Consider the following 25884-nt stretch of genomic DNA (forward strand, 5'->3'; position numbering starts at 1 on the left):
CCGGCGGGCGAGTCGCACGTCCTCGCTTCGCCGGATCCTGTGAAGTCTGGACAAGGCCCTGCCGCACGCAGGCGGGGAAACGTACAGTCGAAAAGGTGGCACGGGTCACCGCTCCCCTCGCTCCGGACACCGCCGTCGCGCCACGCGCCCGGCCGTCCCTGCGCGCGCCGGAGCCGCAGGACGAGGAGCCCGCGCCAGCCGGCCGCGGCCGGCGAATCCGGGACACCCTGGCCGTGCTCGCGCGGGTGCCACGCCGGGCCTGGTGGGGCCTGGCCGTCGCCGTCGTCATCGTCGGACTCGTCGTCGCGTATGCCGTGACGCGACCTCCCGGCCCACCCGTCCTGACGCAGCGCGACGTCGACACGAGCGTCCAGCTGGCCATCGCGAAACGGGCCGAGGCGGAGGCGGCTGCCCCGGCCGACGGGACCGTCGCCCACGCCGCCATCGAGCCGTCGCTCGTGCTCATCCAGACCCGCGACGTCATCGGCGGGCAGCAGGCGGAGGGCAGCGGTGCCGGCGTCGTCGTCAACGCCGACGGCACCGTGCTCACCGCGCTGCACGTCGTCGACGGGGCGACGGCGATCATGGTCACCTTCTCCGACGGCACGACCTCTCCGGCGACCGTGGCCACCCGGACGCCGGCCAGCGACATCGCGACCCTCACCCCGGCACGGCTGCCCGACACCGTCGTGCCGGCCGTCATCGGTGGCAGCGTGCCGGTCGGCGCCCCCGTCTTCGCCGTCGGCCACCCGCTGGGGCTCGAGGACTCCCTGTCCGCCGGGGTCGTGTCGGCGCTCGACCGGACCGTGCGCGTCAAGGGCGACCGCACGCTCGAGCACCTCATCCAGATCGACGCCGCGGTCAACCCCGGCAACTCCGGCGGCCCGCTGCTCAACAAGGCCGGGCAGGTCGTCGGCATCGTCACCGGCCTGGCCAACCCCACCGACCAGAGCCTCTTCGTCGGCATCGGCTTCGCGGTCCCCATCGCGACGGCGGCCGGGTCGGCGGGGAGCCCACCCCGCTGAGACCGAGCCTCCGCGCGGAGGCGAGCACCCGGCATACGCCATCGACGAGCGTGACCCAGCATGACCCAGCGTGACCCAGCAGCTGAACGAGCAGGAGGACGGCATGGACGGACAGGCACCCGCTGGTCATGAGGCGCCGCACGGTCGCCACGCGCTCGAGCAGGCGCTCTACGAGGTGAAGCGCACGATCGTCGGGCAGGACCTGCTCGTCGAGCGGATGCTCGTCGCGCTGCTCGCCCGCGGACACCTGCTCGTCGAGGGCGTGCCGGGGCTGGCCAAGACGATGGCCGTCAAGACGCTCGCCCAGGCCATCGGTGGCGACTTCCAGCGCATCCAGTTCACGCCCGACCTCGTGCCGGCCGACCTCGTCGGGACGCGGATCTACAACCAGAAGGACGGCGAGTTCCAGGTCTCGCTCGGGCCGGTCTTCGCCAACCTCGTGCTCGCCGACGAGATCAACCGTGCGCCGGCGAAGGTGCAGAGCGCGCTGCTCGAGGTCATGCAGGAGCGGCAGGTGACGATCGGGCGCGAGACCTATCCGGCGCCGGACCCGTTCCTCGTCATGGCGACGCAGAACCCCATCGAGTCGGAGGGGACGTATGCGCTGCCCGAGGCGCAGGTCGACCGCTTCATGCTCAAGGTCCTCATCGGATATCCCTCGGCCGCTGAGGAGTTCGTCGTCGTCGAGCGACAGATCTCGGCTGCTGCGGCGACGGTGCAGGTGCTCGACCCGGAGATGCTGCGCGGCTTCCAGCGCGAGGCGGACGCCGTCTACGTCGACCCCGCGGTGATCGAGTATGCCGTCCGGCTGGCCACCGCGACCCGGGAGCCCGCGGGCGTCGGCCGGGACGACCTGGCGCGCCTGCTGACGTACGGCGCGAGCCCGCGGGCCTCGATCAACCTCGTGCTGGCGGCGCGGGCACTCGCCTTCCTGCGGGGGCGCGACTACGCGCTGCCCGGCGACGTGCGCGACCTCGCCCGCGACGTGCTGCGCCACCGGATCGTCCTGTCCTACGAGGCCCTCGCCGAGGACCTGTCGGCGGACGACCTGCTGACCCCGATCCTCGAGGCGGTGCCGGTGCCGACGGCTCCGTTGCGCGAGCAGGAGCGCCAGGCCATGCGCGCCGGGCCGTCCGGGTCGCCCGGCCCGGTCGGGCCGGCGGCGGGGGCGTACGGCGCGGAGTCGGGCGGCATCCCTGCGGGCGGCACGGCCGGGCCGGGTGACGTGACATGGGCGCGACCGCCCCGCTGACCGCCGAGGGCCTGCTGCGACGCCTCGAGTGGAGGGTCGTCCGGAGGCTCGACGGGCGGCTCCAGGGCGACTACCGGACGCTCTTCCGCGGGACCGGGATCGACTTCACCGACCTGCGGGAGTACGTCCCGGGCGACGACCTGCGGCACATCGAGTGGAACGTCACGGCTCGGCTCGATGAGCCCTACGTGCGCGAGTTCGTCGAGGACCGCGAGCTGACCGCGTGGCTGCTGCTCGACCACTCGGCGTCGATGGGCTTCGGTCCGGTCGACCGGCAGAAGGACCTCGTGCTCGCCGAGGTGGCGACGACCCTCGCCCACGTGCTGACCCGGGGCGGCAGCCGGGTCGGCGCGGTCGTCATGGACTCAGGGGTCGACACGGTGATCCCGCCGGCGTCGGGTCGCAACCAGGTGCTCCGGATCGCCCACCACCTGCTGGGCCGTCGGGTCTCCCGCGCCGGCACGGCGGCCCCGTCGGGGAGCGTCACGGACCTCGGAGGGATGCTCGCGGCGGCATACGGCCTCGCGCGGCGTCGCTCGCTCGTGCTCGTGGTCTCGGACTTCATCACGACGGACGGGTGGGAGGCACCGTTGTCGCGGCTGGCCCGGTGGCACGAGGTGGTCGCGATCCAGGTCATCGACCCCCGCGAGAGCGAGCTGCCCGACGTCGGCGGGGTCTACGTCGAGGACGCGGAGACGGGCGAGCAGATCTTCGTCGACACGAGCGACGTCGGCTTCCGGGCCCGGCTCGCGGCGGCTGCGTCGGCGCGGCAGGCGGACCTCGAGGCGCGGGCACGCAGGGCGGGCGTCGACCTCCACCCGGTGCGCACCGACGACGACCTCGTGCGCTCGCTCCTGCGGATCTCCGAGCTGCGGCGCCGGAGACGGCGATGAGGTCCCGCGCGATGAGGTCCCGCGCGATGAGGTCCCGCGCGATGAGGTGTCGGCCGTGAGCGGGGTCTCGTTGACGTGGCCGTGGGCGCTGGTGGCGCTGCTCGTCGTCCCGGTGCTCGTCGTCGCCTACCGCCGGGGGCTGCGGGCGCAGGAGCGGCGGCGGGCGGCGCTGGCGGCCGACGGGCTCGTGACGGCCGCGCCGGACCGGTCTCGGCGGCGCCACCTCGGGCCGGCACTGCTGCTCGCGGCGCTGACGGTCGTGCTGCTGTCGCTGACGCGGCCGGTGGCGCCCGTCGCCGAGCCGCACCGGGAGGGCACGGTCGTGCTCGCGTTCGACGTGTCGGGCAGCATGGCGGCGACGGACGTGAAGCCCTCGCGGCTCGAGGCGGCCAAGGCAGCGGCGCGGGCCTTCGTGGCGAAGCAGCCGCCGTCGGTCCGCATCGGGGTCGTCGCGTTCGGCGGGACCGGCCTCGTGACGCAGCGGCCGACGGACGACCGGGCTGCGGTGCTGGCGGCCGTGGCCCGGCTCAAGCCGTCGGGCGACACGTCGCTGACGGACGGGATCCTCGCCGGCCTGGGCGCGATCGTCGGCAAGCCGGTCAAGCCGCCCGTCGACACGGAGAACGGGCCGGCGCCGGGCACCGGCTCGGGCTCGGGAGCGACGCAGGAGACGCCGATCGGCTACCACGGTGGGACGGCGATCGTGCTGCTCACCGACGGCGAGGACACGACCGATGCCGGGCCGTCGGCTGCGGCCGAGCTCGCGTCGTCGGCCGGGGTGCGCATCGAGCCGATCGGGCTGGGCACGCCGGCGGGGACGACGATCCAGGTCGACGGCTTCACCGTCGCGACGGCGCTCGACGAGCCGTCGCTGCAGGCGGTGGCGCAGAGGACGGGCGGGACGTACCGGCGGGCCTCGGACGCGGCATCCCTGGCCGCGGTCTACGACGCGATCGACGTGCAGTGGACGACGCGGACCGTGCCGCACGAGGTGACCTCGTGGCTGGCGGCGCTCGCCGGCCTGCTGCTCCTCGGCGGGGCGACGGTGTCGGTGCTGCGGCAGGGGCGGGTGGTCTGACGTGTCGTTCGGGGTGCCGCTCCTGCTCGTGACACTGGTCTTCGTCCCGGTGCTGCTCGGGGCCTACGTGTGGCAGCTGCGACGTCGGCGTCGGCAGGTCGTGCGGTTCTCGAACGTCGCGCTGCTGCGCGCCGCTGGAGCCGGTTCGGCGTCGTGGAAGCGGCACGTGCCGATCGCCCTGGTGCTGGGCGCGCTGGCGCTGCTCGGGCTGGCGAGCGCGCGGCCGACGGTGCGGGCGTCGGTGCCGACGTCGAGCGCGACGGTCATCGTGGCGCTGGACGTGTCGGGGTCGATGTGCGCGACGGACGTGGTGCCGAACCGGCTCAGCGCGGCTCAGGCGGCGGTGCGGTCGTTCGTCCAGGGGCAGGCCGACGGGACGAAGGTCGGGCTCGTCGTGTTCTCCGGGTTCGCCGAGCTGGCGGTCGCGCCGACGGCCAACCGCGACGAGGTGCTGTCGGCGATCGACGCGGTGACGACCGGGCGCGGCACGACGATCGGCGCGGCCATCCTGCGGTCCATCGACGCGATCGCCGAGCTCGACCCGAACGTCGCGCCGGCCGATGCGGTCGACGAGCCGTCGACGGACGGTCCGGGTCTGGCCCAGCCGACGCCGTCGGCCACGCCCTCTGCGGCGCCCGGTGGGTCGGGGGGCGTGTCCGGCGTCGCAGCGGACAAGGCGCCGGAGATCATCGTGCTGCTGACCGACGGCGCGAACACGCGCGGGGTGACGCCCGCCCAGGCAGCGGAGCAGGCGGCGGCGCGCGGGGTGCGCGTCTACCCCATCGGCTTCGGCACGACGCACCCGACGCAGATGGCGTGCACCCGCGACCAGTACGGCGGCTTCTCCGTGCCTCGCGTCCGAGACGCCGGCGGCATCGGCCGCGGCTCGCCGGGCGGTCGCAACTTCCTCGTCGTCGACGTGGCCGCGCTCGAGGGTGTGGCCCGGACGACGGGCGGAAAGTACTTCGCCGCCACTGACGCCGAGGGCCTCACCAAGGTCCTGGCCGACCTGCCCAGGCACGTCACGGTGAGCGAGCAGGACGTCGACCTCAGCGCCGCGGTCGGCGTGTTCGCGGCGGTCCTCCTCCTCGGCGGGCTCGCCATCTCCCTCCGCCGCAGCACCTGAGCCGCAGCACCTGGGCCGCCCTGGCGACGGGGCGCGCCGGCGCGGCGACGGCCCGAGACGCTCCGTCTGCCGGCGCAGCGAACCGCATGCCGGGCTTCAGGTAAGCCACAGAGCGGGCGCTTATCGTCGAAAAGGTGGTCAGAGTCCTCAGACAAGACGTCGGTACGACGGCGCGCCTCCTCGCGGCCTTCGTCGTCGCCGCGGTCGCGATCGGCGTGCTCGCGGCGGGCATCTCGGCGCCGGCCGTTGCCGGGCTCGGGCAGCTGACGACGGCCGGCGACTCGACGTTCATGTCGCTGCCGAGCACGTTCACGGTGGCTCAGCTGACCCAGGGCTCGCGCATCCTCGCCGCCGACGGCTCGGTCATCGCCACCCCGGAGGACACCGACCGTCGCCTCGTCTCGTTGGGGCAGGTCGCGCCGATCATGCGTCAGGCGCAGGTCGCCATCGAGGACAGCCGCTTCTACACGCACGGCGCGATCGACCCCCAAGGCGTCACGCGTGCGGTGATCGAGGACCTGCGCACCGGGGCGGCCAGCGAAGGCGCCTCGACCCTGACCCAGCAGTTCGTCAAGATGACGTTGCAGGCCCAGGCCCTCACGGCCGGCAAGGACGCCGCAGCCCAGGCGGCCGTGGCCAAGACCCTGCCGCGCAAGCTCACCGAGCTGCGGTATGCCGTGGGGCTCGAGCGCACGTGGAGCAAGGACCGCATCCTCGAGGGCTACCTCAACCTCGCCTACTACGGCGACGGCGCCTACGGCGTCGAGGCCGCCGCACGCCACTACTTCGGCGTGCACGCGAGCGCGCTCACCCTCTCCGAGGCGGCGACGTTGGCGGGTCTCGTGCAGAGCCCGAGCACGACCGACCCGGTGAACCACCTGAAGCAGGCCCAGGCCCGGCGCGACGTCGTGCTGGGCCGGATGCACGACCTCGGGGTCGTCACCACCGCCCAGTGGCAGGCGGCGCTGCACCGCCCGCTCGCCAAGGACCTGCACGTGACGTACCCGCCGGCCACGTGCGCCGCCTCTCGCTACCCCTACTTCTGCTCCTTCGTCATCAGCTGGCTGGAGGAGCAGCCGGCCCTCGGGTCGACCCCGCAGGCCCGGCACGACCGGCTCTTCAGCGGTGGCCTGACGGTGCGCACCACCCTGGACCCGTCGGTCGAGCGGGAGGCCAACGCGGCGTTGCGCGCCGTCGCGCCGACGAACAACTCGCTCGGCGTGGCAGCCGCCGCCTACGTGACGCAGCCCGGCACCGGTGACGTGCTCGCCCTCGGCCAGGACACGGCATACGGCACCAAGGGCGCCGGCGACACCGAGCTCAACTACTCGGTCGACACGAAGTACGGCGGGTCGCGCGGCTTCCAGTTCGGCTCCACCGCAAAGGCCTTCGCCCTGGTCACCGCCATGGCGCAGGGCCTCGGCACCCAGGCGTCGGTCGACGCGCCGGCTGCGGACAACAACAACCCGGCGACCTTCCACCCCAGTCAGTTCCCGCAGCCGTGCGGCCTCTCCGGCGACTGGAAGGTCTACAACGACGAGGCGTGGGGCGGCGGCTCGATGCCGCTCATGACCGCGACGGCGCAGTCGACGAACACGGCCTTCGTGCAGCTCGCGAGCCAGATCGGGGTCTGCGCGATCCACCAGACGATGAAGGCGTTCGGCCTGCACGATGCCAACGGCGGCCCCATCGGGACCTACCCGCCACAGGTCATCCTCGGCGCGCAGCAGGTGTCACCCCAGACCCTCGCCAACGCGTATGCCGCGATGGCCGCCGGTGGCGTGCTCTGCCAGACCCGGCCAGTCACGAGCATCACGCAGGGCAGCACGGTGCTGCTCGCCCCGAAACCGTCGTGCACCCGGGTCGCGGACGCCACCGCCGTGAGCCAGGCGACCCAGTACCTCGAGTACAACATGACGAACGGTTCGGGCATCCTCAACCAGCTGGCCGGGCGTCCCTCCGCCGGCAAGACCGGCACGGCCGACGGCAACTCGCAGTCGTGGTTCGTCGGCTACACCCCGCAGCTCGCGACCGCCGTGTGGGTGGGCAACCCGGTCAACCAGAACCGCGCGATGTTCAACGTCTCCATGGCCGGCAAGAGCTGCACCTCGATGACCGGCGCCTGCTACGCGGCACCGATCTGGCGCCGGATCATGGATGCCGCCCTGGCCGACCAGCCGGTCGCCCCCATGCCCTGACCTGCGCGCCGCCAGTAGCCCACCTCTCCTGGACCAGCAGGGCGGGCGTCAAGCCACCAATTGAACTTGGCAGCAAGACCTCCGCCGACGGCACTTGAGCGGCGAGGCCGCGACGCGTCCAACACACTGAGAACGACGCTCCACTCCGCCGCGTGTAGGCGTGCCTCGTTGTTGCAGGGATCTGAAGGCCAACTCCATCCGACAGAACTGAGCGCAGGCAGTTCACCTGGAGGGGTCGGATCGATCCCACCGGATCGCCGGTAGACCTGCCTCGGTAAGGGCCTTGTTCGCTCGAGAGAACGAGCAAGATCCGACCAACGGGTCGTGAGCGCTGGCGCGAGCGGCCGGGTGCGCGGCACGGATGACCGTGTGCCTCGGGTTGGTGATCAACCGCGCCTTCCTGTGAGCGGCCGCACCCCAGAGGAGGAATACGACGCGATCCGTCTTCTGGTTAAGAGCACTGATCACGGCATCCGTAAAGTCCTCCCAACCACGACCGCGATGAGAGTTTGGACTGCCTGCTCGCACCGTGAGGGCAGCGTTGAGCAGCAGGACGCCCTGCCGAGCCCAGCCTTCGAGGTTGCCTCCATCGGGTGGCGCAACCTCCGGATCGCGCTCGAGTTCCTGAAGCACCTTGCGTAGAGATGGCGTGAGCCTCCCGTGGGCGATCGAAAAGGCGAGGCCTTGCGCCTGCCCCTCACCGTGGTAGGGGTCCTGGCCCAGGATGACCACTCGCACCATGGAATAAGGAGTCAGTTCGAATGCGCGGAAGACGTTTTCCGCGGGCGGGTACACGGTGCCGGCCTTGCGCTCCTGAGCGACGAATTTGGTGAGTTCTGACCAGCCTCGCGAGCGCAGGACCTCACCCAGAACGACATCCCAGCCATCGGGGAGCATCAAGTCCTCCTCATCGTCAGGCAGGTACCTCAACCCAAGTCATCATCTCGCCTCCCGCGAGTACCCAGGCGAGAACCAGTACATCCCTCGCGCAACATCCGGCCTACGCCTTCTCGGTCCCTCCAGCCGCTGTTCCTGAACGTCGTGTCATGACGTCGACGCTTGACGCCTCGGCCACACGCAACCACAACCCCGGGACGTGGAGGGGCATCGAAGTCGACGTCTTGCGGGGAACGCGGCCCATCCGATCCGCGCGGGCACCGTGACTGCGGCACGTTCGGCACGGAATGCGAATTACGTCCTCGACCGCGCTGCCGACTGCTAGCCTCCGCTCGGCGCTCAGGAGGGCGCCGATCACGCCGCCAAACCCAGGGGTTCAACAGACATGTCTTTCGGTGAAGCTGTACGCACGGTCTACACGCAGAAGTACGCCACGTTCAGCGGTCGTGCGCGCCGGTCCGAGTACTGGTGGGTCTACCTCTTCAACACCATCGTGGCCATGGTGCTCAACGTCCTGACGGCCGCCACGCACTCGAACATCTTCCAGATCCTCGTCGGCGTCTTCGCCCTCGCGGCGATCATCCCGGGCCTGGCCGTCGCGGCTCGTCGCCTGCACGACACCGGCCGCTCCGGTTGGTGGATCCTCATCGGCCTCATCCCGCTCGTCGGCGCCATCGTCCTGCTCGTCTTCCTCGTGGGCGACAGCCAGCCCGGCCCGAACGCCTACGGCCCGCCGGTCAAGAACGTCGAGGGCTACCCCGTCACCGCCTGACCCACGCATCCGACGGGTTCCTCCGTCACCGAGCGCCGCCTCCGACCAGCCACGTGCTGGTCAGGGGCGGCGCTCGCGCGTTTCCCGAACCGCTCTGGGCGATCCCGACCCTGCGCGGGACGGACCCTCCGTCCGGGTGCGCGCCCTCAGTCGCCGGGCGCGTCCGGGCCGTCCGAGACCTGCCGCAGGGTCGCGACCACGGTGACCTCGGGCCAGTGCTCGGCGAACCTGCGCTGGTCGGCCACGGCGTCCTCGACGGTGTCGTACTTCATGAGCGACCACCCGCCGACGATCTCCTTGGACTCGGCATACGGCCCGTCGTGCTGGGTGACCTCACCCCGGCTCGACACGAAGTTCACCGCGTCCTCCGTCCCGTACAGCCCGCCACCGTCGAGGAACACGCCCGAGGCGGCCCGCTCGCCGATGAAGACGTCCATCGCGTCGAACAGTGCCTGCGGCGGCGTGCCGATGCCCTCTTCCATCCTCACGAAACCCATGAAACGCGGCATGTCGATGTCTCCTCCTGGTTGGTTTGGGTCCTTCGTACTCGTACGTCGACCGGGTGGGGGGCACTTCGACACGTCTTTCGAGATTTCTTTCGCGCGTCTCCGGGGCGGTCAAGTGGCCGGCGCCCAGTCGGCCCGGGACGACCGGGTGTAGTGCCCGGCGTCGAGGTCCTCGAGGAGGGTCGGCCCGGTGGGCTGCCACCCCAGCAGGTCGCGGGTCGCCGCGCTCGACGCGACCGAGTCGAGGCCGATGAAGCCGCCGAGCCAGCCGAAGTGGGCAGCGGCGTCGGCCGGCTCGATAGACCTGACCGGCACGTCGAGCTGGCGCCCGATGGCCTCCGCGATGTCGCGGAAGCTCACGCCCTCCTCCGCGACACCGTGCAGCGTCGAGCCGGCCGGCGCCTGCTCCACGGCGAGGCGATAGAGCCGGGCGGCGTCCGACCGGTGCACGGCCGGCCAGCGGTTCGAGCCGTCGCCGACGTAGGCCGACACGCCCGTCTCCCTCGCCACCCCGACGATGCTCGCCATGAAGCCCTCGTCGCCGTCGCCGTGCACGGTCGGGGCCAGGCGCACCGTCCCGGACCGCACGCCACGCCGGGCGAAGGACAGCGCGAGCTCCGCATTGAGGGCGCGGGCCGCGGGACCGACGGCGGAAGGGTCGACGTCGTGACCGTCCGCCTCCGTCCCGACCTGGCCCGGCGGGACGAGGCCCAGGACGCCGGAGGCGATGAACAACGGCTTGCCCGTCCCCTCCAGCGCCGAGCCGAGGGTCTCGATCGCCGCGCCGTCCGACGTGGCCGCGCCGGCGAAGTCGCCCGAAAAGGCGATGTCGTGCTTGAAGGCGAGGTGGATGACGCCGTCGGACGCCGAGGCGGTGGCTCCCAGCACGTCGAGGTCGTCGACGCTGCCGCGCACCACCTCCGCCCCGGCCTGCTCGAGCGCCGCAGCCGACGCGTCGGAGCGGGCGAGTCCGACGACCTCGTGGCCGTGGCCGAGGAGCTCGGGGACGACGGCGGAGCCGATCCAGCCGGAAGCCCCGGTGACGAAGATGCGCATGGTGATCCTCCTGATCGAGACCGACACCCCGCCGCGGGTCGCGACGAGTGATGCCGGCGTGGTGATGTCAGTCTGTGACATCACCACCATAACCCCTGATGTCAGTCCCTGTCATCGATAGGATCGCAGCATGGGTCGATGGGAGCCGGACGCACGTGGTCGCCTGATGGCGGCGGCGATCGAGCTGTCCCTCGAGCACGGCTTCGAGCAGACGACCGTCGCCGACATCGCCGCCCGCGCCGGGCTGACCGAGCGCACCTTCTACCGGCACTACGCCGACAAGCGCGAGGTCCTCTTCGCCGGGCCCATCGACCTGCACGCACTGCTCGCGGAGTCCATTGCGGCACAGGCTGATTCGACCTCGCCGATCGACGCCGTCGCAACCGCGCTCGACAGCGTCAGCGGCCTCATGCAGCAGAACCGGGAGGGCTCGCGCCTGCGCCAGCGCGTCATCGACGCCAACCCCATGCTGCGCGAGCGTGAGCTCATCAAGCTCGCCTCGCTCGGGGCGGCCATGGCCGACGCGCTCCGGGCCCGTGGCGTCACCGACCCCACGGCGAGCCTCACCGCCGAGGCCGGCATCGCTGCCTTCAAGGTCGGCTTCGAGACGTGGGTCAACGACGCCACCGACGCCCATGACCTCCAGCACCACGTCAGCGAGTGCTTCGACCGGCTCAAGGCCGTCACCGCCGGCCGCTGAGCGAACCCCCGGCCGAGCCGACCACCCACCGAGCGGCCCGCCCGACCCGGGCACGCGGCATACGCCGTCGGTGGTGCTGACGCGGCTAGCGTGTGGCCCGTGACGACAGACGTGACAGCAGACGAGGCCACCGACCAGGACGCCATCCAGGGGATGGTCGACGCGTTCTTCGGGGCGTTCGTCTCGGGCCCGGGCTGCGCCGAGCGGATGGACCTGCTGCGCGGACTGCTGCTCCCGCAGGCCGTCGTCGTGCGCACGTGCGGCCTCGAGCCGGCGGTCATGGGCGTCGAGGAGTTCATCGCACCACGCGAAGCCCTCCTCACCGACGGCTCGCTGACCGACTTCCGCGAGTGGCCCGTCGAGGGACGCATCGAGGTCTTCGGCGACATCGCCCACTGGTTCGGCGCGTACGCCAAGGCGGGCACGCAGGCGGGCGAGCCGTTCACCGGGCGCGGGATGAAGACGATCCAGCTCGTGCGGACGCCCGGCGGCTGGCGCATCAGCGCGGCCGCGTGGGACGACGAGCGCGACGGCCTGACGCTGCCGACCGACGCGGACTGAGCCCACCCGACCCCGCGCGCGACCCGATCGACGCCTCGCTGCGGTTCACTGGGAGCGTGGCTGGGCAGCGCCTCGGGACGGCGTCCCTGACGGACGGGACGAGGGTCGCGTATGCCGTCACGGGCAGCGGGCCGTTCCTCCTCGTCGCCCCGGGGTGGCTCAGTCACCTCGAGATGGGCTGGGCCATCCCGGCCGAGCGGATGTTCCACGAGGCGCTGTCGTCGGGACGGACCCTCGTGCGCTACGACCGCCCGGGCTGCGGCCTGTCCGGCGCCTACGACGGCCCGCGCACCATGGACCTCGAGGTCGCGACGATCGCGGCCGTCGCCGACGCGGTCGGCGCCGAGCGCTTCGACCTGCTGGGCTGGTCACTGGGGGCGGCGGCGGCGGTGCAGTGGGCGGCCGAGCGACCCGACACCGTCTCGCGACTCGTGCTCTACGGCGGCTGGCCCGCCGGGTCCGCCATCGGCGACGACGACAGCCGGCAGCACGTGCTCGGCCTGCTCGCCACGCACTGGGGCCTCGGCTCGGACCTGCTCACGGAGGTCTTCGCGCCCGACGCCGACGCGGGCACGAGGCGCACGCTCGCCCGCTACCAGCGCGCGGCCTCCTCGGCCGGGACGGCGGTCGCGCTGCTCCGGCTCGCCTACTCGCTCGACGTCACCCCGCACCTCGGGCGGGTGCGCGCGCCGACGCTCGTGCTGCACCGGCGAGGGGACCGGGCCGCACCCGCGGCCGGGGGACGCGCTCTGGCACAAGCGATCCCGGGCGCCGAGCTCGTCGAGCTCGAGGGCCGCTCGCACCTGCCGGCCATCGGCGACGCGCAGGCGGTGGTCGATGAGGTGCGGCGCTTCCTCGGCCTGCCGACGCTGCGCCGGTCCGTCCCGACCGGTCTGACGACGCGCCAGGGCGAGGTCGCCGCGCTCGTGGCCGAGGGCCTGACGAACCGCCAGATCGCCGAGCGGCTCGACATCTCCGAGCGGTCGGCCGAGTCGCACCTGGAACGCATCCGGCTACGGCTCGGGTTCAGCTCCCGGTCTCAGGTCGCGGCCTGGTACGTCGCCCGCACCCCGTAGAGCCCACCGAAGACCCCGCGGAAGACCCCGCGGAAGATCCAGCGCCAGACCCGCGTCAGACCCCGCGTCAGACCCCGCGCAGTGGGGTAGTTCCACGGCTGCGGCACGGGCACCCGGTCGGCACGCTGGGCAGATGACCCGACGCATCGCCTTCCTCATCGTCTCCGCCGTCGCATGGTGCGGCTTCGTCGCCGTCACCGCGTGGACGACGGCCTTCCTCGCCGGCGTGGGGCTGCCCCGCACCGTCGACGGACCCGCGCGATCGAGCACCGGGTGGGCCGTCACCGTCGACCTCGCCCTCCTGCTGCTCTTCGCCGTGCAGCACTCCGTCATGGCGCGTCGCCCGGTCAAGGCGTGGCTCCGGCGGCGGGTGCCGGCCGAGCTCGAACGCACCACCTACGTGCTCGCCACCGACGCGTGTCTCGCGCTCCTGCTGGCGCTGTGGCAACCCTGGGACCAACGGGTCTGGCAGGTCGAGGGCGTGACGGCATACGCCCTGTGGTCGCTGTGCGCGGCGGGCTGGGTGCTGGCGATCGCGGCGACCTTCGCCGTCGACCACCTCGAGCTCATCGGGCTGCGGCAGGCCGGGTGGGGCTCCCACGCGACGACGGGCGCCGACACGTCCCCGCCGCTCCGGGTCGGCGGGCTGCACGCGGTCGTCCGCCATCCGTTGATGACCGGCCTCGTGGTCGCGTTCTGGGCCACCCCGCGGATGAGCGCGCCCCACCTGCTCTTCGCCGTCGCGGCCACCGCCTACGTCATCGTCGGGATCACCTTCGAGGAGCGCGACCTGCGCCGCACGTTCGGTCAGGACTACGAGGCGTATGCCGCCCGCGTCCCCGCGCTCGTGCCCGGGCTGCGGCTCCGGTTGCAGCGGGGTGTGGTCGCTGGAACGGGCACCAGCGCGCGGCGCGCCCGTCCCTGAGACGTGGAGGCGTCTCCGGGGGCGCTGGGCGCGGCCGTTGTCGCGCGACGGCGGGAGCCCCAGCGCCAGAGCTCGTCGACGCCCCAGACCACGACGGGGAAGGGGAGGACGAACGCGACCTGCCACGGAGCCGGGGCGGTGGTGCCGAAGACGTCCTGCAGCGGACCCACGGTCACGAGCGCGGCCGCGAAGACCACCTCGTAGGCGATCCCCCACAGCAGCAGCCGGTTGCTCAGGACCCCCACCCGACGCAGCGACGCGTGCTGGGTGCGGGCGGCCATGGCCGTGCCGACCTGGCATGCCACGATGCCGAGGAAGCTCATCGTCGTGGCCTGCTGCCACACGTGGTGCAGGGGTCCCGAGGCCACGTCGTCGCCCAGGTGCCAGCCGCCCTGAACCAGGGTCGTGAGGAAGACGAGCATGACGAGCAGCGCCGAGACACCGCCGAGCAGACCCCACGCGCGGGCCAGCATCGGCACGTCGATGACGTTCTGCGTGCGCGTCCGGGGCGGACGGGACATCAGCCCCGGCTCGGCGCGCTCGCGGCCGAGCGCGAGAGCCGGCAGGGTCTCGGTGCCGAGGTCGATCGCCAGGATCTGCATCACCGTCAGCGGCAAGGGGATCCGGCCCCCGGAGAGCGCGTAGACGAGGAACGGGACGACCTCGGGGGTCGCATGCGCGAAGATGTAGACGATGAACTTGCGCACGTTGTCGTAGACGCGGCGCCCCGCCTCGACGGCCGCCACGACGGAGGCGAAGTTGTCGTCGGTGAGCACCATCGTCGCGGCCTCCCTCGCCACGTCGGTACCCGACCGGCCCATGGCCACACCGATGTCGGCCCGTCGCAGCGCGGGTGCGTCGTTGACGCCGTCGCCCGTCATGGCGACGACGTGCCCCTGGTCCTGCAGGGCGTCGGCGATGCGCATCTTGTCCTCGGGCGAGCTCCTCGCGAAGATCAGCTCCTCGCCCGCCGCGAGGAGCTCGTCGAGCTCGGCCTCCGTCAGGGCGTCGAGCTCGGCACCGGTGACGACGCGCAGGCCCACCCTCCCGATGCCGACGTCCTCGGCGATGCCGCGGGCCGTCAGCCCGTGGTCGCCGGTGACGACGAGGAGTCGTATGCCGGCCGAGTGGCAGCGCGCGACCGCGTCGGCCACCTCCGGCCGGGGCGGGTCGAGCATGGCCGCCATCCCCAGCAACGTCAGGTCGCGCTCGACCACCTCCCGGGTCAGACTCGTCGGCTCCGCGTCGTCGACGGCGCGCTCGGCCACCGCGAGCAGGCGCAGCCCCTCCTCCGCCCACGAGGACACGAGCTCATCGAACGACCGACGGTCGGCGTCGGTCAGCGGTCGCTCGTCGCCGTGGGCGCCCACGACCCGCGTGCAGCGCGCCACCAGCTCCTCCGGAGCGCCCTTGGTGTGCACGCGGACCCCGCCCGCGACCCGGTCGACGGTCGACATCCGGCGGAGCGCCGGGTCGAAGTGGAACTGCTTCAGGCGCTCCACGCCGTCGCGGCGGTCCGCGCCCGGGGCGAGCGGGAGCGATGCGGCCAGCCGGAGCAGGGCCAGCTCGGTCGGGTCTCCACGGTCGCCGCGGTGATCGTCGTCGCCGGGGTCGCCCTGGCCGCCGCCGGGCCCGGCCGTGGCCAGCTCGGCGTTGTTGCAGGCGACGACGGCACGAGCCAGCCGGGCGGCCGCCGACCGCGCACCGACCTCGGCCGGGGGTGCACCGAGGTCGAGGACCTCCTGCGCCGTCCAGACCCGCGTCACGCGCATCCGGTTCAGGGTCAGCGTGCCGGTCTTGTCGGTGCAGATGACGCTCGTCGACCCGAGCGTCTCCACCGCCGAGATCCGCTTCACGAGCACGCCTCGCCGGGCCAGGATCCGCACCCCGACCGCGAGGGCGAGCGTGATCGTCGGCAGCAGGCCCTCGGGCACGTTGGCCACGAGCAGCCCGATGGCGAAGTTCACGGCGTCGCCCAGCGAGAGCCCGGCGACGAACGTGCCGATCGGGATGAACGCGACCCCCATCCCCACCGCGACGAGGGCGATCAGCCTGGCGACGTGCTTGACCTGCTTCTCGAGCGGGCTGTCCTCGTGTCCCACCTGCTGCGAGAGTGCGGCGATCCGCCCCAGCTCGGTGTGCATCCCGGTGTGGAAGACCACCCCGGTGGCCTCGCCCTCCGTGCAGCTCGTCCCGGAGAAGACGAGGTCACGCGCCTGGAGGATCGGGCCCCGGGTGTCGAACGGCTCGGCCTCGCGGAGCGCCGGCAGCGACTCACCGGTGAGCGTCGACAGGTCGAGCTCCACCGAGCCGGACAGCAGCCGCGCGTCCGCCGGGATGCGCGAGCCCTCCTCGATGACGATGACGTCACCCGGCACGAGGTCGCGGGCCTCCACGGCCTTCGGCGTCCCGTCCCGGACGACGCGCACCGTGAGCGGCAGGTACGCCGAGAGGGCCTCGACCGACCGCTCGGCGTGCCGCTCCTGGGCGAAGGCGAACGCGGCGTTGAGCAGGATCACGACGACGATGGCGACGGCGAGGGCTGTGGTGCCGCTGACGGCCGCCAGCACGGCGGCGAGCCAGAGCAGCAGGGCCAGCGGATGAGTGAGCTGCGCGAGCAGGTCGCGGGGCCACGTCCTGCCCTGGCGTCGCACGAGCTCGTTCGGGCCGAAGACGACGAGGCGACGGGCGGCCTCCCGGTCCGAGAGGCCCTCGCGGCGAGTGCGCAGGTCGCGCAGGACCCGGTCGAGCGACTCCTGCGGGTCGACGGCCGAGACACCGTCCGGGGCCAGGCCCGTCACCGGCTGAGACATGCGCCCCCAGACTCCCCTGACCCTCCTCATTAGAGTCCGGGGCCGGTCCTGCTGTCCATCGCCTCCGGCGCCGCGTGGCCGACGTCACTCACCGACGTCACTCGCCGCGGATGCGCTCCGGCTTGAGGACCACGAGCGCGAGGGCGACGAGCAGGCCGGCGACGACGCCGACGACGAGCCCGCGGCCGACGTCGTGGGTCAGCGCGCCGCCCATGAGACCGGCGAGCGCCCCGATCGCCGCGCACCCCGTGAACGTCGCGATCACCTTGGCCCAGAAGGGCGCCTCGAACTCACCAGCCATGCGGCCACAGTAGCCGCGCCCTCGCCCGCTCCCTCGCGATGACGTATGCCGTGAGCCACGTCCGCGGCGTCGGCCCTCGAAGCGCGCCGGCACGGATCGGTCGCCCTGTCCCCGCGCTCGGCTAGCGTCTGCGCCATGGTGGTCCACGAGCTCACGGTCGAGCAGGCACGTCGCATCGCGGTGCACGCGCAGCTGCTCGACCGGCCGCGCCCGACCGACCTCGTCGCCACCGTCGAGCGCCTGACCTTCCTGCAGATCGACCCGACGGCGGCCATCGCACCGAGTGCGGACCTCGTGCTGTGGAGCCGGCTCGGCCGCACCTACGACCCGGGCGAGCTGACGAGAGCCGTCGAGCAGGACCGCACGCTCGTCGAGACCGTCGCCTACGTCCGCAGCCCGCAGGATCTGCCCGCCGTCATCGCCGAGGTCCGCGACACCGAGCCCTACGCGTTCATGGCCGAGTGGCTCGCCGCCAACGACTCCTTCCGCCGCGACATCCTGGCCACGCTCGAGGCCGACGGTCCCCTGCTCTCGCGCGACATCCCCGACACGTGCGTCGTCCCGTGGCCCTCGAGCGGCTGGACCAACAACCGCAACACCACCAAGATGCTCGAGGCCCTCGCCCTGCGCGGCGAGGTGGCCATCGCCGGCCGCAAGGGCCGCCAGCGCTACTTCGACCTGCCGGAGCGCGTCTACCCGGCGGGACTGCCGACGCTGACGCTCGACCAGGCCGTCGCGCACCGCAACGAGCGGCGCCTCGCCGCCCTCGGCATCGCTCGCGCCACCGGCACCGTGGTCCCCGGCGAAGGACCCTACGTCGGCGAGGCCGGTGAGCCCGCCGAGATCCGAGGGGTGGCGGGCACGTGGCGCGTGCACCCGGCATACCTCGACGTCGTCGACGACTTCCGCGGGCGCACCGCGCTGCTCAGCCCGTTCGACCGGCTCATCCACGACCGCGCCCGCGCCGAGCAGCTGTGGGGCTTCGAGTACATCCTCGAGATGTACAAGCCCAAGCCCCAACGCCGCTGGGGCTACTTCGCGCTGCCGATCCTGCACCACGACCGGCTCGTCGGGAAGCTCGATGCCCAGGCCGACCGCAAGGCGGGCACGCTCGTCGTCAACGCGATCCACGAGGACGTCCGCTTCACCAAGGCGATCACCACGGCCGTCCACCGCGAGGTCGCCGACCTCGCCGCCTGGCTCGGCTTGGGCCTCAGCGGGCCGGCCGCGCCCTAGACCGACCAGACACCGACCTCCAGGAGACCACCCGTGCGCAAGATCGTCGTCTACACCATCACCTCGCTCGACGGCTCCGTCGACGACCCGACGCGGTGCTTCCCGCCCGACGTCGACCCCGAGCGGCCCCACCCGCCGACCTTCGACGACGGCCTCATCGAGCGCGAGACGGCCCTCATCGAGCAGCAGGACGCGGTCCTCCTCGGACGACACATGTACGACGAGTGGTCGCGCTACTGGCCCACCTCCGACGAGCAGCCCTTCGCCGACTTCATCAACGGGGTCAAGAAGTACGTCGTCACCTCCACGCCGCTCGCGACCGAGTGGGGCGACGCCGAGGCGGTCTCGGGGTCGCTCACCGACATCGTCCGCAACCTGAAGGCGTTGCCGGGCGACGACATCGGCGTTCACGGCAGCATCGAGCTCGCGCAGTCACTCCTCGCCGAGGGGCTCGTCGACGAGCTGCACCTGGCCGTCGCGCCCGTCGTCGACCCCGAGGGTCGACGCCTCTTCGAGCGGGCCACCGACCTCACGCGCCTCCAGCTCGTCAGCGCGACCCCGACGTCGACCGGCGCCCTCTGGCTGGTCTACCGACCCGCCGACGCCGAGTCCCGCTGACCCGATGTCCCGTCGACGCGGTAGCCGCCCACGGCCCGCGTGGACTGCGCGGACAGGACCGCCCCGTCGCTCTGGTGCGAGAGCACCGACAGCCGCGACATGTTCGACAGCAGCGAGCCGGCGCTCATCGACGACCCGATCGACAGGAACGACGCGAACGAGCCCACACTTGCGATCGAGAGCACCGACCCGACGCTCCCGATCGAGAGCACCGAGCCGGTCGACCCGATCGACAGGAACGAGTCCCGCGACGCGATCGACCACTTCCCACTGCGCGCTGGGGCCATGACCGCAGCCTAGGCAGGTCCGGGAGCCTCAGGAAGTGGCGCCTCGACGTCGAGGTCGACGACGTAGCCGTTGAAGGCGAGGCCCGGCACGTCGTCCGTGCCGTCGGCCGACCGGACCGTGCGCAACTCACCCGGCACCCAGTGCGACTCGCGCACGAAGGTCGCGTGCGCGGCGCGGATCGCCCGCACCGTGCCGTGCACCACCGGCGCATCCTCGGCAACGCCACCGTGGTGCTCCTCGGCGTGGGTGAGGCGCGCCGCGACCTCGGGGCCGACGACGTCGTCGAGGACCCGTCCACGCGGCAGGTCGCGCAGCGTCCAGCCGACCCGGTCTCCGACGGCGAAGGGCTCGCCACAGCACTGCATCTGCCAGGCATCGACCCACACGACGTAGCGCACGACCCCACTGTGCCAAGGAAGGCTCCGAGACCCCACCCTGTTTCAGCGCGTCCTCCGTGAGGGACGCAGGACGGGACGTACCGTTGACGTCCCGCACGCCACCGGGCCCCTGTGCCGTGGCGTCCCGTCTCCGGTCCCGCGAGGACCGGCCGCACCCCTCGGCCTCACCACCTCAGGAGCCTGCATGAGCACCGTGTCCACCAGCGGCGCGACCGAGCCGTCGCACGTCACGCAGACGCGGACGGCATACGACACGGTGGCGGTCGACTACGCGCGGCTGCTCGACGGCGAGCTCGCCCGGAGCCCGCTCGACCGGGCCCTGCTCGGGCACTTCGCCGAGCTCGTCGAGAGCGGCGGCGGCGGTCCGGTCGTCGACGTCGGGTGTGGACCCGGGCGGATCACCGGGCACCTCGCGAGCCTCGGTCTCGACGTCAGCGGCATCGACCTCTCACCCGCGATGGTCTCCGAGGCGCAGCGCCGACACCCCGACATCGCCTTCAGCACCGGCAGCCTGGCCGCGCTCGACCTCGCCGACGCGTCGGTGGCCGGCGTCGTCGCGTGGTACTCCGTCATCCACAGGCCGCCGCCCCTGCTGCCCGACGTCTTCGCCGAGCTGCACCGGGTCATCCGTCCGAACGGCCTGCTGCTCCTGGCCTTCCAGCTCGGGGGGTTCACGGTGCGCCACGAGCAGGCCTACGGCCACGAGGTGACCTTCGAGGCGCACCGGCACGACCCCGACAGCGTGACCGGTCAGCTCGGCCAGGCCGGCTTCCGGGTCACGGTCCGCACCGAGCGCGCTGCCCAGGACTACGAGAAGACGCCGCAGGCGTTCCTCCTCGCCCGGCGCGAGTGACGCGGGGCGGCTGGTCTGTCCAACCTCAGGAAGGAATCGGGTGGCCCGCCCGTTGTCGCCTCAGACGCCCCCACCCCGGGGACCGACCGAAGAGGAGCTCAGCGTGCGCGCGATCTGGAACGGCAAGGTCATCGCGGAGAGTGATGACACCGTGGTCGTCGAGGGCAACCACTACTTCCCCCGCGAGTCCGTCGACGACAGCGTGCTCGTCGACAGCGGCACGCAGACGACGTGCCCGTGGAAGGGCCAGGCGTCGTACTTCTCGCTCGCCGTCGACGGAGACACCAACCGCGACGCGGCCTGGTACTACCCGAACCCCAAGAGTGCCGCCGCGGAGATCGCCGACCGCGTCGCGTTCTGGCGCGGCGTCACCGTCACCGACTGAGCCCGCCCACACCGCCAGCTCCCCCACTCGCAACACACCGAGCAGTCGCCAACCGTGACGGTTGCAACCGGCAGGGTTGACCGTTCTTCGGTGTGTTGCGGGGGCGGGTGCAGGGGCGCCGGGGCGGTAGGTCAGTCGTCGAGGCCGAGGATGCAGGCCGTGCCGAGGTCGACGAAGCCGACCCGACGGTAGATCCCCGCCGCGGCGTCCGAGCCCGCCGACAGGAACACGGTCTCGACGCCCCGGTCCCGGCAGGTCGCGACGAGGGTGCTCGTGATGGCGGTGCCGTGCCCACGGCCGCGGTGGCCCGGCGGCACCGCGATCCCCATCAGCTCGGCCACGTCGCCCCGGGGTGCCGCCGAACCGGCGCCGCACAGGCGGTTGCCCTCGAACGAGGCCACGACGACGAGGTCCCCGCGCTCCATGAGCTCCGGCTGTCGGCCCGGGTCCTTCGGCTCCACCTCGTCATGTCCGGCGAACCCCGCCGACACCGAGCCGAGCGCGAGTGACAGGTGCGGTTCGGCCGGGCGGAGCTCCCGAGCCCTCGGGTCGGCGGCGACCGAGACGTCGGCAGGCATGACGAGCAGCGGGTAGCGGTGCGGCTCGTGCCCCGCCGCCCGCGCCGCCGACAGCAGCGAGGGAGTCACCTCGTCGACCCACTCGATCGCGCGCGGAACGCCGAGCTCCTGCTGGCGCTCGAGCACACGGCATACGTCGTCGGCGGTGAAGGCCGCCCCGGCGCCCAGCCGCGGTCGCGCGTAGAACTGCCACCCGGTGCCCGCGTCGGCGACGAAGAGCGTGAACGGCCCCACCTGCTCGACCGTGGCGACGGCCCGCGGGACGCAGTCGTAGTACGCCTCGATGCGGTCCAGCCGCGCGTCGTGAGCTCGCCCCATCGCGCCACCATGACAGCCACCGCCCCCGGTGGGCGACCGAATTGCTGCAGGTCAGCGCCGCCCGCGACGGGTGCGGAGGTAGTCGGCGACGACGTACTCGCCGAGCCGCGCGATGTCTGGCGTGAAGACGCGACCGCCGGCGCGCCGCGCGACGGCGTCGACGAAGCGGGCGAGCCCCGGGTCGTCACCGAGCATGAAGACGTTGAGCTGGGCGCCGGACCGCCGCAGCTCGTCGACCTGGGCGACCGTCGCGCGCACCGTCTGCTGGGTCGCCGGCCAGTGGAACGTCGGCCGGCTGTCGGACTCGAGGTGGGCCGTCGGCTCGCCGTCGGTGACGACGAGGACGACCGGCTCCGCGTCGGGGTGGCGGCGCAGGTGGCGCGAGGCGAGCATCAGCGCGTGCTGGAGGTTGGTGCCCTGCACCCACTCGGGGTCGGCCTCGGCCAGCTCGACCGGGGTGAGCCGCCGCGCCGCGAGGTTGAAGCCGATGATCTGCAGCGCGTCGTGCCGGAACCGGGTCTGCACGAGGTGCGAGAGCGCGAGCGCCGTCTGCTTCATCGGCCCCCAGCGACCCTCCTGCATCATCGAGAACGACATGTCGACGCACAGCGCGACAGCCGCCACCGCGCGCCGCTCGGTCTCGGCCACCTCGAAGTCCTCGACGAGCAGCTCCACCCCACCGGACGGGTGGTATGCCGTGTCCGCCGCGCGCGTGGCGCCGTGCCCGCGCGACGGGGCGGGGTCACCCACCCCCACAGTCGAGGGGGCACGGCGTCCCGCCCGGGCGTTGCGCTGGAGGGCGTTCGAGACGGTGCGGACCGTGTCGATGGGCAGCTCGTCGCCGAACTCCCACTGGCGGCTCAGCCCGGTGAGCTCGTCGGCCTGGCCGGCGGCGCGGTCATCGTGGTCGCCGCGGCCGGCCGCCTCGACCCGCTCGAAGACCCGCTTGAGCGCCGTCTCACCCAGCCGGCGCACGGCCCGCGGGGTCAGGCGCAGGCCGTCGTCGCCGCGCGAGACGTAGCCCTGGCGTTCGAGCTCGCGCTCGAGCTGGCGCAGGGCCTCCATGTCGCGGGCGGCGTCGGCGCCGAGGTACTGCTCGAGGCGCTCCACGTCGACGTCGTCGAGGGTCGCTCCGAAGTAGCTCTGCCCGAGCTGCTCGCCGAGCTGCTCGAGGTCGGCGAGCTCGGCCACCGCCCCGACGGCGTCGCCGTAGCCCATCGGCTCGCCGCCCTGACCCTGCTGCACGGGACTGCGCCGGTCGAGCCCGGGGCGCAGCGCCCGCAGGTTGTCCGAGAGCTGCGCCATCTGCGACGCGAGGTCGGGGTCGCCGAGGGCGTCGGACATGAGCTGGCCGAGCTGCTCGCGCTGCTCGGGGGTGAGCGAGGCCATGAGCCGGTCGGCGGCGGCCTGACGCCGGGCGAGGGCGTCGATGAGCTCGACGATGGACTCGGGCTGCTCCGGGAAGAGGTCGCCGTGCTTGTCCATGAAGTCGCGGAACTGGTCCTCGGTGTCCTCGCCGCGCGCGTGCGCGGCAAGGAGCTGGTTGAGGTCGGCGAGCATGTCCTTAACAGCCTGCATGGCCTGCCGTGACTGCGGGTCGTTGCCGGACAGGGCCTGCGTGAGCCCCTCGAACTGGGCCCCGACGACCTCGCGCTGGAGCATCTGCTGGATCTGCTCGTAGGTCTCCTTCGCCTCCGGCGAGTGCCACTCGTAGTCACCGAGGGCGCGCACGGCGCCGGCGACGTCGTCGGGGATCGTCGCGAGGTCCATCTCGGCGAGACGGGCGTCGTCGCCGGACTCACCGGCCAGGGTGTCTCCCTCCTCGGCGAGCGCCTGGTCGAGCATGGCGCGCACCTGGTCGAGCGTGCCGCCGAGGTCACCGCGCCGGCGCGCGGCCTCGCGCAGCCGGCGGACGCGTTCGGCGAGGTCGTCGAGGCCGCGCCGGCCGTCCATGCCGCGCCGCAGCAGCTCGCGCAGCGCCTCACGCAGCGAGCCGCCCGCCAGGACGTCCTGACCCACCTCGTCGAGCGCCGAGCGGACGTCGAAGGGTGGCGCGAGCGGGTCGGGCCCGCCGTGCCAGGGGGTGTAGCGGAACCGCCCGTGCACGTCCCCACCCTCGCCCGGCCCGAGCGGCGTCATCGCCCGCGCCCCCCGCCCGCCTGCACCCGCACCTGCACCCGCACCTGCACCCGCAACACACCGTGCAGGTCGCAACTCACCGGGATCGGATGCCGGTGCGTTGTGACTTTCTCGGTGTGTTGCGAGGTGGAGCGTGTCGGGTCGAGGCTGTGGGGCACGGTGTCAGGCCCCGTAGACGGTGCGGCCGGCGACGGAGTCCTTGTCGATGCGTCGCGTCAGGTGCAGGCCCTCGAGCACGAACTCGATCGCGGCCGCCACCTGCCCCGGCGTCGCGTCGTCGCCGTGGCCGAGCCGGTCCAGCACCTTCGACAGGCCCGACACCGGACCCACCTGGGTGAGCAGGTCGGCGCCCGGCACGAGCTCGCCGGTCTCGACGACGGCCCCCTCGGCGAAGAGGTTGGTGAAGCCGGTGAGGTCGAGGCCCGACAGCCGCGACCGGTAGGTCTCGGCGACGGCGAGCCGGAGCAGGTGCGTCAGCACGTCGCGCTCACGCCCCTCCTCGCCCATCTCGAACTCGACCTTGCCGAGGAGGGTGGGCACGACGGTGGGGACGTCGCAGACGCGGGCGACGGCATACGCCTCCCCCGAGCGGGCGGCCCGGCGCAGCGCGGAGCCGGCCACGCCCTCGGCGGCCGCGATGGCGAACCGCGCGGACACCCCCGACCGCTGGTCGACCGCCGACGACTCGCGCAGCCCGCGGGTGAAGCGCGCCACGACCTCGAGGAGGTGCTCGGGCACGTCGGCGACGAGCACCGACTCCTGCGCGATGAGGGCGACCTCGTCGGCGACCTCGGTCGGGTAGTGCGTGCGGATCTCGGCGCCGAAGCGGTCCTTGAGCGGCGTGATGATGCGGCCGCGGTTGGTGTAGTCCTCGGGGTTGGCCGTGGCCACGAGCAGCAGGTCGAGCGGCAGGCGCAACGAGTAGCCGCGGATCTGGATGTCGCGCTCCTCGAGGACGTTGAAGAGGGCGACCTGGATGCGCTCGGCGAGGTCGGGCAGCTCGTTGAGGCCGAAGATGCCGCGGTTGCTTCGCGGCACGAGGCCGTAGTGCACCGTCTCGGGGTCGCCGAGCGTGCGCCCCTGCGCCACCTTGACCGGGTCGACGTCGCCGACGAGGTCACCGACGCTCGTGTCGGGCGTCGCGAGCTTCTCGGTGTAGCGCTCGCTGCGGTGGCGCCACACGACGGGCAGGTCCTCACCGAGCTCCCCGAGCATCCGCCGGCAGCGCACGCACGACGGCTGGTGGGGGTCGTCGCCGATCTCGCAGCCCTCGACGACGGGGCTCCACTCGTCGAGCAGGCCGGCGAGCGTGCGCATGAGGCGCGTCTTGCCCTGGCCGCGCTCGCCCAGCAGGACGAGGTCGTGACCGGCGAGCAGGGCCGTCTCGAGCTCGGGCAGCACGGTCTCGTCGAAGCCGACCATCCCCGGGAACGCGTCCTCACCGGCCCGCAGCCGGGCCAGCAGGTTCTCGCGGAGCTCGCTCTTGACGCTGCGGTGCACGTGGCCGGAGGCGCGCAGCTCGCCGAGGGTCGAGGCGTCGGTGTCGGGGCGGGTCATTGCTTCACGCTACGTCCGACTCCCGACCGTGTCGAAGGGTCCGTCGAGGGCTGGGCACCCGTCGGCCGATCTCCGGGCGCCGTGGCCGTAACGCCTGCCGGAGTTCCTCGTTGTTCGGGTGGTGTCGGGCGCTGCCCGGCTTCCGTATGCCGTGTCCCCCCGGTCCGTCGAGCAGCGTGACGGTCCGCGGGTGGCCCGGACACTGCTCCACCCCGCTCAGCAACGGCGTCACCGGCGTCACCGGCGTCACCGACGTCACCGACGTGCTGTGCGACCTCACCTCCATGCATCACGGCACGACCCCTGGGCTGCTCCCGGGGTCGTGCCGTGGCGTG

Annotated in this window: 26 protein-coding genes; 15 read left to right on the forward strand and 11 right to left on the reverse strand. The window is 72.8% G+C overall.

Annotated features, from left to right (window positions below; all coding sequences use genetic code 11):
• Positions 1–95: 95 nt before the first annotated feature.
• From TAE01_RS13350 to TAE01_RS13375, 6 genes are all read left to right on the forward strand, one after another.
• Positions 96–1025, forward strand: a complete 930-nt coding sequence (locus TAE01_RS13350; RefSeq protein WP_246111337.1) for a S1C family serine protease — start codon at positions 96–98, stop codon at positions 1023–1025.
• Between the two features lie 70 nt (positions 1026–1095).
• Positions 1096–2277: an AAA family ATPase gene (locus TAE01_RS13355; RefSeq protein ID WP_246111338.1), complete on the forward strand. Its 1182-nt coding sequence runs from the start codon at positions 1096–1098 to the stop codon at positions 2275–2277.
• Positions 2256–3170 carry a DUF58 domain-containing protein gene (locus TAE01_RS13360; RefSeq protein WP_147067235.1) on the forward strand — a complete coding sequence of 305 codons (915 nt, stop codon included), beginning with the start codon at positions 2256–2258 and terminating at the stop codon, positions 3168–3170. Before TAE01_RS13355 ends, TAE01_RS13360 begins: the two co-directional genes overlap by 22 nt.
• A gap of 55 nt (positions 3171–3225) precedes the next feature.
• Positions 3226–4248 (forward strand): VWA domain-containing protein, encoded by a 1023-nt coding sequence (locus tag TAE01_RS13365; protein ID WP_147067237.1) that lies wholly within the window; start codon positions 3226–3228, stop codon positions 4246–4248.
• 1 nt (position 4249) lies between these two features.
• Positions 4250–5374, forward strand: coding sequence for a VWA domain-containing protein (locus TAE01_RS13370; protein ID WP_147067239.1), 1125 nt, complete (start codon positions 4250–4252; stop codon positions 5372–5374).
• A 134-nt stretch (positions 5375–5508) separates the two neighbouring features.
• On the forward strand, positions 5509–7572 hold the full coding sequence (locus tag TAE01_RS13375) for a transglycosylase domain-containing protein (protein WP_147067241.1): 2064 nt from the start codon (positions 5509–5511) through the stop codon (positions 7570–7572).
• A 222-nt stretch (positions 7573–7794) separates the two neighbouring features.
• On the opposite strand, the gene ung is transcribed toward TAE01_RS13375, so the two are convergent.
• Positions 7795–8469, reverse strand: coding sequence for a uracil-DNA glycosylase (gene ung, locus TAE01_RS13380; protein WP_147067243.1), 675 nt, complete (start codon positions 8467–8469; stop codon positions 7795–7797).
• A gap of 385 nt (positions 8470–8854) precedes the next feature.
• On the opposite strand from ung, the gene TAE01_RS13385 reads away from it, so the two are divergent.
• Positions 8855–9241: a DUF805 domain-containing protein gene (locus tag TAE01_RS13385; RefSeq protein WP_147067245.1), complete on the forward strand. Its 387-nt coding sequence runs from the start codon at positions 8855–8857 to the stop codon at positions 9239–9241.
• A gap of 146 nt (positions 9242–9387) precedes the next feature.
• On the opposite strand, the gene TAE01_RS13390 is transcribed toward TAE01_RS13385, so the two are convergent.
• On the reverse strand, positions 9388–9750 hold the full coding sequence (locus TAE01_RS13390; protein ID WP_147067247.1) for a YciI family protein: 363 nt from the start codon (positions 9748–9750) through the stop codon (positions 9388–9390).
• Positions 9751–9858: 108 nt separating this feature from the next.
• Positions 9859–10884, reverse strand: a complete 1026-nt coding sequence (locus tag TAE01_RS13395; RefSeq protein WP_246111339.1) for an SDR family oxidoreductase — start codon at positions 10882–10884, stop codon at positions 9859–9861.
• Between the two features lie 49 nt (positions 10885–10933).
• Between TAE01_RS13395 and TAE01_RS13400 the strand changes: the two genes are divergently transcribed.
• From TAE01_RS13400 to TAE01_RS13410, 3 genes are all read left to right on the forward strand, one after another.
• Entirely contained in the window at positions 10934–11503 is a 570-nt protein-coding gene (locus TAE01_RS13400) for a TetR/AcrR family transcriptional regulator (protein ID WP_147067249.1), read from the forward strand.
• Positions 11504–11602: 99 nt separating this feature from the next.
• Entirely contained in the window at positions 11603–12064 is a 462-nt protein-coding gene (locus tag TAE01_RS13405) for a DUF4440 domain-containing protein (RefSeq protein ID WP_147067251.1), read from the forward strand.
• Between the two features lie 56 nt (positions 12065–12120).
• A complete protein-coding gene (locus tag TAE01_RS13410) occupies positions 12121–13140 on the forward strand; it encodes an alpha/beta fold hydrolase (RefSeq protein WP_147067253.1) in 1020 nt (339 codons plus the stop codon).
• On the opposite strand, the gene TAE01_RS20565 is transcribed toward TAE01_RS13410, so the two are convergent.
• The gene (locus TAE01_RS20565; RefSeq protein WP_186815202.1) at positions 13104–13253 is read right to left on the reverse strand and encodes a hypothetical protein; all 150 of its coding nucleotides are present in this window, start codon (positions 13251–13253) and stop codon (positions 13104–13106) included. The genes TAE01_RS13410 and TAE01_RS20565 overlap by 37 nt on opposite strands.
• Positions 13254–13273: 20 nt before the next feature.
• Between TAE01_RS20565 and TAE01_RS13415 the strand changes: the two genes are divergently transcribed.
• A complete protein-coding gene (locus TAE01_RS13415; protein ID WP_147067254.1) occupies positions 13274–14065 on the forward strand; it encodes a methyltransferase family protein in 792 nt (263 codons plus the stop codon).
• On the opposite strand, the gene TAE01_RS21105 is transcribed toward TAE01_RS13415, so the two are convergent.
• Together TAE01_RS21105 and TAE01_RS13425 are read right to left on the reverse strand one after the other, a co-directional pair.
• Entirely contained in the window at positions 13954–16878 is a 2925-nt protein-coding gene (locus TAE01_RS21105) for a cation-translocating P-type ATPase (protein WP_147067256.1), read from the reverse strand. The genes TAE01_RS13415 and TAE01_RS21105 overlap by 112 nt on opposite strands.
• Positions 16879–16975: 97 nt before the next feature.
• Positions 16976–17179, reverse strand: a complete 204-nt coding sequence (locus TAE01_RS13425) for a hypothetical protein (protein WP_147067258.1) — start codon at positions 17177–17179, stop codon at positions 16976–16978.
• A gap of 135 nt (positions 17180–17314) precedes the next feature.
• Between TAE01_RS13425 and TAE01_RS13430 the strand changes: the two genes are divergently transcribed.
• Together TAE01_RS13430 and TAE01_RS13435 are read left to right on the forward strand one after the other, a co-directional pair.
• The gene (locus TAE01_RS13430; protein ID WP_147067260.1) at positions 17315–18415 is read left to right on the forward strand and encodes a DNA glycosylase AlkZ-like family protein; all 1101 of its coding nucleotides are present in this window, start codon (positions 17315–17317) and stop codon (positions 18413–18415) included.
• A gap of 33 nt (positions 18416–18448) precedes the next feature.
• Positions 18449–19033, forward strand: a complete 585-nt coding sequence (locus TAE01_RS13435; protein WP_147067262.1) for a dihydrofolate reductase family protein — start codon at positions 18449–18451, stop codon at positions 19031–19033.
• Here TAE01_RS13435 and TAE01_RS13440 read toward each other — a convergent pair.
• The gene (locus TAE01_RS13440) at positions 19003–19320 is read right to left on the reverse strand and encodes a hypothetical protein (RefSeq protein WP_147067265.1); all 318 of its coding nucleotides are present in this window, start codon (positions 19318–19320) and stop codon (positions 19003–19005) included. The two genes, TAE01_RS13435 and TAE01_RS13440, sit on opposite strands and share 31 nt — an antisense overlap.
• Before the next feature lie 9 nt (positions 19321–19329).
• On the reverse strand, positions 19330–19719 hold the full coding sequence (locus tag TAE01_RS13445) for a DUF6578 domain-containing protein (RefSeq protein WP_147067267.1): 390 nt from the start codon (positions 19717–19719) through the stop codon (positions 19330–19332).
• A 184-nt stretch (positions 19720–19903) separates the two neighbouring features.
• Here TAE01_RS13445 and TAE01_RS13450 point away from each other — a divergent pair, with 184 nt between their 5' ends.
• Positions 19904–20572: a class I SAM-dependent methyltransferase gene (locus TAE01_RS13450; protein WP_147067268.1), complete on the forward strand. Its 669-nt coding sequence runs from the start codon at positions 19904–19906 to the stop codon at positions 20570–20572.
• Positions 20573–20675: 103 nt separating this feature from the next.
• Positions 20676–20957, forward strand: coding sequence for a DUF427 domain-containing protein (locus TAE01_RS13455; protein ID WP_147067270.1), 282 nt, complete (start codon positions 20676–20678; stop codon positions 20955–20957).
• A 131-nt stretch (positions 20958–21088) separates the two neighbouring features.
• Here the strand turns inward: TAE01_RS13455 and TAE01_RS13460 are convergent, their stop codons facing one another.
• The 3 genes from TAE01_RS13460 to TAE01_RS13475 all read right to left on the reverse strand — a co-directional run bounded on the left by TAE01_RS13460 (position 21089) and on the right by TAE01_RS13475 (position 25549).
• Positions 21089–21853, reverse strand: coding sequence for a GNAT family N-acetyltransferase (locus tag TAE01_RS13460; RefSeq protein ID WP_147067272.1), 765 nt, complete (start codon positions 21851–21853; stop codon positions 21089–21091).
• A 51-nt stretch (positions 21854–21904) separates the two neighbouring features.
• Positions 21905–23959 (reverse strand): vWA domain-containing protein, encoded by a 2055-nt coding sequence (locus tag TAE01_RS13465; protein WP_307723846.1) that lies wholly within the window; start codon positions 23957–23959, stop codon positions 21905–21907.
• Positions 23960–24154: 195 nt separating this feature from the next.
• Positions 24155–25549: a sigma 54-interacting transcriptional regulator gene (locus TAE01_RS13475; protein ID WP_147067276.1), complete on the reverse strand. Its 1395-nt coding sequence runs from the start codon at positions 25547–25549 to the stop codon at positions 24155–24157.
• Positions 25550–25884: the final 335 nt, after the last annotated feature.

It is taken from the genome of Terrabacter aerolatus (genome assembly GCF_007991735.1).
Lineage (GTDB): Bacteria > Actinomycetota > Actinomycetes > Actinomycetales > Dermatophilaceae > Terrabacter > Terrabacter aerolatus.